The following is a 9614-nucleotide window of genomic DNA, read 5'->3' on the forward strand; positions in this document are numbered from 1 at the left end:
GATTACGGTCGCTGTTCAGTCACAGGTTACATCCGCGACCATGCTCCCGTGCGCAATCTCATTGCGCCCACAGTACCGAGTCGCATTCCATTCTCTGACAATTCGATACGCTGCATGGATAGTCCTTTCTCGAAGTCCGCACGGTCTTCCTGCGATCATCTGCGCCGGCGTCAGGCAACAGCACCCGCCCACTCATCTCCCCGAACCTGCACATCCCGTTGGCCATCCTCATCTGCTCAGGCGACCTGCACTCCGGCTCCAGCAGCTTCGGACTGGCGACGACCACGACGCAGGCCCTGGCGCGGCTCGTGGCCACGTTGAAACGGTGCGGGTCGTAGAGGAAGCCCATCCCGCGCGGCGCTTCCTCGGCCGACGAACTGGTGCATGAGTACACCACGACCGGCGCCTCCTGGCCCTGGAAGCGGTCCACGGTGCCCACGCGGGCCACCCCGAGCGGGCGCAGCGCGCGCGCCAGCGCCGCCACCTGCGCGTTGTAGGGCGCGACCACGAGAACGTCATCGGGCGTGAGTGCACGCACGTTTCCGCGCATGTCCGTCCAGGAAGCTCCCGGCTGCAGGACGCGCCCGCACGCGGCGACGACGGCCGCCACCTCCTCGTCGGACCTCGACTGGTTGCCCTCGTGTTCGACGGGGCACAGCCACAACCCGGCGCCGTCGAAGCCGTCCGTGCCGTCGAGGCGCTGCTGATCGCAGGCATCCCTGGCGCCCAGGCGGCCTTCGTAGTAGAGCTCCGAGGTCAAGCCGGTGATCGTCGGATGCATGCGCCAGGTCTCGCCGAGGAACAGGCCCTGGTCCGGCCTCAGCGTCTTCCGATCCTCATCCAGCAGGTGCTTGAGGGCGGCGCGGTCGGCGCCCTCGGGGTGGGAGCCGCGGCTCGGCTGCTCGAGCTGCATGCGGATCGCCGAGCAGCACGAGATTGCGCGCGGCTCGCGACGCGGCCAGGACAGCGGCCAGGGACATCTGGCCGGCCTCGTCGACGAACAGGTAGTCGAGGACGTCCTCGGCGGCATCGCTGGCCCACAGCCACGCCGTTCCGCCGACGATGGCTCCGTCAGCCAGCCCGGCGATCGCCTCGTCGGCCTTCACGTATTCGACGCCGTCCGGGGCCTCGCCCTCGTGCCTGTGCAGCAGGAGCGGCGCGCTCCCGCGCTCAAGGGATGCCTCGGCAACCTTCCCCAGCAGGTTGTCGATCACTTTGTGACCCACAGCGGTGATGCCCACCTTCTTGCCGGCGGCCACAAGGTCAAGGATCGCCCTGGCGCCCGAGTAGCTCTTCCCGGTGCCGGGCGGACCCTGCAACGGCAACACCGAACCGTCGAGGTCGAGGCACAGGCGCGTCAGAGCGGCCACCGCGTCCTCATCCGGACGCCAACAGCGGGCCCTCGGCGGGTTGCGCAGGCGCGGAGTCGACCTGCGTGAGCAGGTCGCGCGCCGGCCCCCACGCCGTGCGATCTTCAAGCCCGTGCTCGCATACATGCCCACCAAAGGCGAGCAGGAGGATCTCAAGCACGCCGCACCGATGTGCTGTTTGCGGAAGATCGCGGTCGGGTGCAGGCCAACGGCCTTGCCCGACGTTCTGATGGTGACCTCTCCGCGCACAAGGTCGATCCCGACCACCTTGCCCAGCGACGTGCCAAAGCCGTCGTTCGGATCTTCCGAGGCCACGGGATAGACTTCTTCGTCCTCGATCGCCGAGTCCTGGGGCGGGAACCGGTAGACATGGCGCGGGCTTGCGTTCCTTCCCCTGCCTCTCGGCCACGTCCACGTACTGGAGCCCCGCCAGCATCTCGCGATTGCCCTCCCGATCCTCGGCCGGAGGTTCCTCAGGTTGTAGTGCTCCCAGAAGGCGCACTTGTCCTCGCGCTGGAAGTAGCCAACCAGGTCGGCGAGCAGCGCCTTCGAGCGCTGTTCGGGCGTCCAGGTCAGGCGGTCGTCGGGCAGCCCGGCCTTGAGACGATCGACGACATCCCTGATGCGCTCTTCGCGATCGCTGACCGCCTCGTTCGCCTCCCCCGACCTGCCCAAAGGCCGCGGCAATTCCACACCGTCCGCCACCCGCGACCCACGCAGTCCCTCCAGCCAGTCCCGCAGCGCCTTGGTGGCGCGACAATCGTCGCGGTTGTAGTCGGCGACGGCCGCCTGCACGACGTCGGGTATCTCCTCGGCGTCGTTCAGTTCCAGGGCGATCTCAAGCTGGGCCCGCGCCCTGGCCGCGTCCTGCAGGGCCAGTTCGCGGCGGTAGCCGAACAGTTCCTCGAGCGGCTTCAGGCCGTAGCTCTCGATGCCGATGCGCAGTCCTTCGCGCACGACCGTGCGGAGGTCGACGAAGCGCTGGCTGCGCAGCAGTTCGTCCAAGAACAGCGCACGCGTCCCGTGCCGCGTCACCAGGCGCTTCAGGGCGGCCGGCTCGTACGCCGCGAAGTGGTAGATGTGAAGGTCCGGATACTGCTGCAGCCGCGCCTTCACGGCGTCGAGGAATGCCTCGGTGGCGCGCTTCTCCGCGCCGTCAGTGAAGGCCCACACCGCAGTGTAGTCACCGTCGGTGTTTGTCCACCCGGTCAGGTATTCGCGGCCGCCTTCGCCGACGAACGGATCGCCCTCGAAGTCGAGGAACAGGTCGCCGGGCGACGGCTCCGGCAACCGGGCCAGGCCGCAGCCCTTCTCGGCGTCCAGGAAGGCGTACGGGATCGGGCGCGTCGTGCGGGCCTCGAGCTGCAGGGCCGCCTGGTGGCCGAGCTTGCGGAACGTGTCGCGACTGCCGCGGGCCGGCTCGGCCGGCAACTCACCGCGGCACTCCGCCAGCGCGGTCAGCGTGCCGATCTGCTGCTGCGCGAGCTCCCGCTGGTGGCTGCGGCCCAGGCCCGCCACCAGCGAGAGGTGGTCGTCCCGGCGGCGCTGCTGCTCGCAGTGCTGCCAGTAGACGCAGACGTCGCAGTGCGGCACCGGCTCCGGGTAGGTGACGGGCGGCGGATCGGCCGCGACAGCCATAGGCCCCGAAGTCGTCGGTGCGGTAGGTCTCGCGGCCCAGCGGCGTCTGGACATGGAAATGTTCGGGGGCCAGTCCCTGCAGGCCAAAGATCATGTCGCCATAGGTCAATAGCTGCAGGATGGTCCCGGCCTTGGTCTCCGTGGCGAGCTTGGTGTCGAGGACCTCGTACGACCAGTCCCCCAGCTGCGACGGCACCGGGACGCGCAGGAGAACGTCGGCGTACCCGCGGAACCGGTCGTTGGCCAGGGGGGCCTGCACGATGACCTCGGCGCCCGCCTTCATGTGCGACAGCGTGTCGTCGACGGAGTTGCCCGCGCCCAGCGTCACAACCTGCAGTCCAGCCGCGCACAGCTTCTGGACAAACTCAGCCTCGAACTGCCGGCCGCGCTCGATCATGGCCTGCAGCCGCGCATCCGGTACGAACTCGATCTTCAGTTCTCCCCGGGCGCGCTGCAGGTCGAGCTGCGTGAGGTGCGCGCAGGAGAGGTGGTTCGCCAGCTTCGTGGGCGAAAGAAGCTTCTCGTTGGACGCATGGGACATGGATATCCACCTTTGGTTGATGTCTGACATTTTCGCGCCCAGGGTCTCCCGCGGCAATCGACAAGTTCGCCCCAGCCGCTACCCGACCTGACTCCGTGCCGCGCGCACCGCCTCATCAATGCGATCCAGACAGCCCTCCGGATCCCGGAACCACGTCGGCCCCCAGATGCGGTGCAGGCGCCAGCCCCTCGCCACCAGCACCTGTTCGCGCAGCCGGTCGCGGTCGCGGGCCGAGCAGGCGCTGTGGGACTCGGCGCCGTCGCACCCGGTCCCCGGCAGGTAGCGGCGCGGCTGGTCCGGATCGGCGATGGCGAAGTCCAGGCGGAAGCCCGCCGACCCGACCTGGCAGTCGACGCGGTGGCCGCGGGCGACCAGCGCGGCAAGCACGGCCTCCTCGAAGGGCGACTCCGGGTCGCCGCCGACGGGCCTCGGTGTGTCCAGTTCGCGGGTCTCGGCGTACTTCAGGAACGTCTTCAGCGTGCGCACGCCGCGGGACTGGGAGCGCTGCAGGTCGAGGTCGTGGTGCACGAAGTTGCAGAACACGACGCAGCGATGCTTGGCGCGGCTGATCAGGACGTTGAGGCGGCGTTCGCCACCGTCGAGGTTGAGCGGCCCGAACGAATGGCTGAGGTAGCCGTCCGCGTCGCGCCCGTAGCCGACGCTGAAGATGATGGTGTCGCGTTCGTCGCCCTGCACATTCTCGAGGTTCTTGACGAAGACCGGCTCCTGCGGGTGCCTCGTTTCCAGCTGGCGCAGTTCCGGGTACTCCGTGCGCATGCGCTCGAGCTGCGTCTGGATGGCGTCCTGCTGCGCCTGGCTGAAGGCCGCCACGCCCAGCGACAGATCCGGGGAGGTGCGCGCGTGCTCGGCCACCGCCTCGGCCACGGCGCGCGCCTCGGCCGCGTTGGAGCGGGACCCGCCCCGTCCGTAGGCGGTGTCCGGCAGGTGCCGCAGCGAGAGGCCGAAGCGGCCGCTGCCGTCGCCGTCGCCGGGGCTCGGGAAGACAACCAGGCGGTCGTCGTAGAACTCGCGGTTCGAGACGGCGATCAGCGAGTGGTGCCGGCTGCGGTAGTGCCAGCGCAACTGCCGGTAGGGCGCGTTGCGCGCGCGGAACAGGCCCAGGATGCTCTCCATGTCGCGCACGCCCGATTCGGCGGCCTCCTCCTCGGACTCGTCGCCGCTGGCCAGGCGCGCGAAGAACGACGTCGGCGGCATCTGCTTGCTGTCCCCAACCACGACCACCTGCGACCCGCGCAGGACGGCCCCGAAGGCGTCCTCGGGCCGGACCTGGGCTGGCCTCGTCGAAGATGACGAGGTCGAACCGCGGCCCATCCGGCGGCAGGAACATGGCCACGGACATGGGGCTCATCATCAGGATCGGCTTGATCGCCAGCACGGGCTGCCAGCAGCGTTCCATGAGGCGGCGGATCGGCAGGTGCCGCTGCTTCAGGCCGATCTGGGTGGCCAGAATCCCCATGGCGCCGCCGCCCGCCCGGCTCGGCAAGGCGGCGTGGTGGGCCGCCGCCACGCGGGCCCGGTTCAGGCGCAGCACACTGCGGTCCATGTCGGCGAAGCGGGTAACAAGTTGCTCGTGCTCCGGCGCGTCGAAGGCGGCCAGCAGGCGCCGCTCGGAAAACGCGCGCCGAAGCAGCCCCTCGAGCCACGTGGCTTCCAGGACCCAGGGCAGCGGCGGCTGGTCGGTGGTCCATTCGTCGGCGATGGCGCCCAGCGAGGGCAGGCCGGCGGCCACGACCTCGTCGCGCACGGCGCGGTAGCCGACGTGGTGCCACAGGCGCTCGGGGTCGGCCAGCCAGGCGTCGAGCAACGCGTGCTGCGCGGCGATGGGGGTTTCCTCCCAGCCGGCGGGAAACAACTCGGGGCCGGGCGCGAGGCGGATGTCGAGCGCCGACCACTTCTGCCGGTACGCGTCGAGGGCGCTGCCGACCTCCTGCGCGCACCGCAGCAGCTCGGCGCAGAGGGCCGGCGTGAAGCGCAGCTTCAGGACTTCCCGGGGAGCAGCGCCAGCCTCGACATCGCGATGGAGCGACAGGGCCCACGCGGCGGCCGCGCCCGCGACGTTCCAGTCGGTCTGCCTGTCGCGCCACAACCCACCCAGCAGGCGGGCGCACGTCGGCGCGGCGGCCGCGAAGTCCGTCTCGAGCCGCTGCGCGCGGTCGATGGCCTCGAGCAGCGTCATCAGCGTTGCGAGCGGGAGCGCCTCCGGGCTGCGCAGCAGGTCACGGCCGAGCGAGCGGGCACCACGGAACGCAGGCGACAGCCCGCGCCACCAGCGGCGCTCGAACCGCCGGAGCACGCCGGCGGCCGCGGCCACGTCCGCCTGCCAGGCGCCTTCACGGAGTGCCGGATCATGCGCGCAATGGAGCTCGTCCAGCATCGCGCCCGCAGCAAGGCCCGCCTTCACCGACGCCTCGCCGGCCAGCCAGTCGGGGCGTCGAGCGCAGCCCGGTCCGCGCAGGCCGGGCCGTCCGAGAGCCCGGTGGCCAGCGACGCCAGCGACGCCACCTGCCCGACGTGGTCCGGCGCGGGCAACCGCAGGGCGCGGGCCAGCCCGGTGCTGCTTTCGCACAGCCGCGCCGCGGCGGCAGTCGCCTCGTGCAACTCGCGCTCGAGAAGCGGCCGGTCCATCGGCAACAGCGCCCTGGGCCGACAGCCGCGGTAGGGGTTCAGGTGCGGCGGGCCGCCGCTGTCGAGACGGGCCTGCAGTCGCGCCGCCAGCTCGAGCAGCGGCGCCATGGTGCGCCGGTCGCGCATCTGAACCTCGGCGAACTGGCTGCGGACCCCGGGGCGCGAGGCCGCCCCGAGCTGCAGCAGCCGGCCCATGGCCTGGTGCGGCGTGATCAGGCTGTCGCCGATGACCTCGTGCAGTTCCCGGTCGTAGGCCGTGAGGCGGTCTCGCGCCGCCGCGAGCTGCGCCAGCTGCGTGTCGGCGTCGATGGCGCGCGGCGCGGCCAGGTTCAGGGTGCGCTCGAGCTCGCGGATGAACTCCCGCTTGTTGGCCTGGTGGCTGTGGAGTCCAGGCAGGCGTCGCCCAGGCCCACCTGGTCGAGGTTGCGCTTGACCACGGACAGGGCCGCCATCTTCTCGGAGACGAACAGGACCTTGCGCCCGGAGGCCACGGCCTCGGCGATCAGGTTCGTGATGGTCTGCGACTTGCCCGTGCCCGGCGGCCCCTCGATGACCAGGGTGCGGCCGGCCTTCACGTCCTCAAGGGCCAGGACCTGGGAGCTGTCGGCGTCGACGACTTCGTGCACCTCGCCAACCGGGCGCAGGTCGTCAAGGAAAGCGCTCTCGGAGAGCGGGCAGTCCAGGTCGGCAAAGCGCGTCACCAGCGCGTCCATGACCGTGTGGTCGCCCGGACCGTCCTGGGCCGGCCAGCCGGCCGGGTCCAGGTCGCGGTACATCAGGAAGCGGGCGAAGGTGAAGAAGCCGAGCACGACCCTGTCGCGGGCCACGCGCCAGCGATCGATCCCCGAGATGGCGGACTCGACGGCGTCGAAGTAGGCAGCCACATCGATCTCGTCGTCGTCGGCCAGGATGGGCAGGTCCACGCGATACTCGTCCTTGAGCTTGGCCGCGAACGAGAGGTTGGTCCCGACGTCCTCGCCCGAGTACCGGAGCGTGAAGCGGTCCGACCCGCTGCGCTGGAGCGCCACCGGCACCAGCAGCAGCGGGGCTCGCCGGGCTCTTCGGCCTCGGGCGACTCGAACCACTCCACCATGCCGAGCGCCAGGTACAGGAGGTTCGCCCCCTGCTCCTCAAGCGCCGTGCGCGCATCGACGTGGATCTTCAGCAGGCGCAACTGCAGCTCGGAACTGGGGATCCTGGTCTGCAGCGGCCGGACCGCCGGCTCGAGCGCGAGCGAAGCCTGGCTGCCGCCGGGCGGCTCGTCGTCCACGCCGGCGAAGCCCAGGGCGGACAGCCCGGTCACCAGGGCCCGCAGGATCTCCGCGGGCTGCCCGCCCACGACCTCGATGTCCCGGGTCTTGGTGACCCGGTGGTTGAGCATGCGGTTGCGCAGGCTCAGGTCGAGCAGGTTGCGGCGGCTCTCCAGGATGAGGGCGTCGATGGCGGCGCGGTTCTCACCAGACATGGAACTCTCCCCCCATGGCAGCGGTTGAAATCATTTCGCCGTGATGACCGTGCCGGGGCTCAGGCGCAGCCATGCTGCCGACTGAGCTCCAGCAACTGCTCCTGGTCGATGATCGGAGCGGACATGAGCCGGTCGGCGATGGCGTCGACCAGGGAGCGATTCTCCTCGAGCACCTGGTAGACGTGACGGTACTCGCGAGCCAGGTAGGCGCGGACCTGGCCCTCGAGGCGGGCCCGCTCCGAGTGGGGTCGGGTCGCCCAACACCACGCCGAGATTGCCCGACGCCTGTTCGTGCGACGCCATGTCCGGCGCGAAGCCCCAGTGCCCGAAGGCGGTGAACGCCCGCTTGCAGGCCGATGCCAGGTCGCCGCCGGCGCCGGTCGAGATGTTCTCCGGGCCGTAGGCCAGCTCCTCCGCCGCCCGCCCCGCCAGCCGGATCCGGATCCGGTGCCGGAAGTCGGCGTAGGTGGTGCGTTCGCCCAGCGAGGCGCGGTAGGCGATCGAATCGGTGACGACGCCCAAGAAGTCGGTTCCCGGCACGATCGAACAGTAGTCCGGGATGTTCTTCCCCTTCGAGTCGAGGATGGCCATGGCCGCATGGCCGGCCTCGTGGGCAGCGATCGAGCGGCGGATCTCGTCATCCTCGGTCGGGAGTTCGGCCTCCTCGACGTAGCCGTGAGTCGCCAGGTGCATCAGGTCGAGGAACTCGAGCGGCCGCTGCTCGCGACGCCCCAGGCGGCGCAGGTAGAGCAACGCCAGCTTGCGCCGCCGCGGGCTCTCGCACTCCTGCTCGACCCACTTGCCGAGCTTGGCCGGCGACGCGCGCAGCGCATCCGAGAAGGCGGCGGCGCCGAGGTTCTCGATGAACTCCTCGCCCAGCTGCTCGAGCGGCTTCGGCGGCAGCGCGAGGTAGCGGTCGAAGATGCCCGGGCGGTCGATGGCGCCCGAGACGTTGTTGAGGTGGTCGCAGGCCGTGACCACGACGACCGGGCTCCGCGAGTCGAACGCCTCGACCCAGGCGGCGAGCTGCTCCTGGATGCGCTGCTTCTCCTCGGCCCAGGCCGGGGTGTCCTCGTCCAGCGGGACTTCCATCCATTCGTCGGGCTCCAGCCAGACCATCGCGGGCGCGTCCTTCAGCAGCTCGGCGTGCGGCGGCAGGTCCTTCATGCCGGCGGTGTCGATGGCGATGAAGCGCATCCCGGCTTCCATCGCCACGCGCCGCGCGGACTCCTCGGCCTGGCTCTCGCTGGCGACCACGAGGATGACGGCGCGGCCGACGTCGCGCCATTCGGCCTCGTCGGCAGCGGCGCAGGCGGATTTCAGGTCGGCGGCCCAGGATTTCAGGAGGGGGGCGCCGGGGAAGCGGGGCCAGGGTTGGGGTTTGGTAATGGGCTTCTTCGCGGGCTTCGTCGCGGTCTTGGTCTTGGTCTTGGTCGTCGTGTTCATTTTCGGCATATGGATCTCCGGTTCGAAGGCACATGTTTGATACAGGCGAACGGAACCGGCCGTCACGGCCGGACGGAAAAATCCACCTTGTTGTTAGCGTGTCTTAGGGTACGACGATGAACGTCATGTGCGCCGCCACGGGGCGGCCGCATGGCCCGCGCTTATGCGCCGGGCCCATGAACATTGGCCCGCACACGCAGCGGGGTTCCCAGGATTTGTCCTGACTTCAACTGACGTGCGGGTGCATGAGATACCGAGAACCCCTGCGTGCCGGCGATGAATCTGATGGCGCACGGCATTCTTCCACTGGCAGGGAACGGGTTCAAGGTAACAAGACTGCGGACCAAGACTATGCGATGGTATTGCTCGAATCCGCGCTGCAGACGTGGACATCTCTACAACGCGAGTGCCGTTATATCAGAAATCTGGGACTTTGTCAAGGAATTGCGGTTGGCCCTCACACCGCACCCGACCTTGCGCCAAAGCAGCGCGTGGCGATCAGTCAGCG

General features: G+C 69.8%; 6 protein-coding genes. 1 reads left to right on the forward strand and 5 read right to left on the reverse strand.

Features of this window, described 5'->3' with window-relative positions; all coding sequences use genetic code 11:
- Positions 1–58 precede the first annotated feature (58 nt).
- The 3 genes from IPG61_20220 to IPG61_20230 all read right to left on the reverse strand — a co-directional run bounded on the left by IPG61_20220 (position 59) and on the right by IPG61_20230 (position 4764).
- Positions 59–913, reverse strand: a complete 855-nt coding sequence (locus tag IPG61_20220) for a hypothetical protein (protein ID MBK6736345.1) — start codon at positions 911–913, stop codon at positions 59–61.
- Positions 837–2963 (reverse strand): TM0106 family RecB-like putative nuclease, encoded by a 2127-nt coding sequence (locus IPG61_20225; GenBank protein ID MBK6736346.1) that lies wholly within the window; start codon positions 2961–2963, stop codon positions 837–839. The genes IPG61_20220 and IPG61_20225 overlap by 77 nt, the downstream gene beginning before the upstream one ends.
- 664 nt (positions 2964–3627) lie before the next feature.
- Complete coding sequence (locus tag IPG61_20230) at positions 3628–4764, reverse strand: hypothetical protein (protein ID MBK6736347.1); 1137 nt, start codon at positions 4762–4764, stop codon at positions 3628–3630.
- Here IPG61_20230 and IPG61_20235 point away from each other — a divergent pair.
- Complete coding sequence (locus IPG61_20235; GenBank protein ID MBK6736348.1) at positions 4682–6229, forward strand: hypothetical protein; 1548 nt, start codon at positions 4682–4684, stop codon at positions 6227–6229. The two genes, IPG61_20230 and IPG61_20235, sit on opposite strands and share 83 nt — an antisense overlap.
- 295 nt (positions 6230–6524) lie before the next feature.
- Here IPG61_20235 and IPG61_20240 read toward each other — a convergent pair whose 3' ends face one another.
- Positions 6525–7223, reverse strand: coding sequence for a hypothetical protein (locus IPG61_20240; GenBank protein MBK6736349.1), 699 nt, complete (start codon positions 7221–7223; stop codon positions 6525–6527).
- Between the two features lie 467 nt (positions 7224–7690).
- The gene (locus tag IPG61_20245; GenBank protein MBK6736350.1) at positions 7691–9115 is read right to left on the reverse strand and encodes a hypothetical protein; all 1425 of its coding nucleotides are present in this window, start codon (positions 9113–9115) and stop codon (positions 7691–7693) included.
- Positions 9116–9614 lie beyond the last annotated feature (499 nt).

Source organism: bacterium (assembly GCA_016703265.1).
GTDB lineage: Bacteria > Krumholzibacteriota > Krumholzibacteriia > LZORAL124-64-63 > LZORAL124-64-63 > CAINDZ01.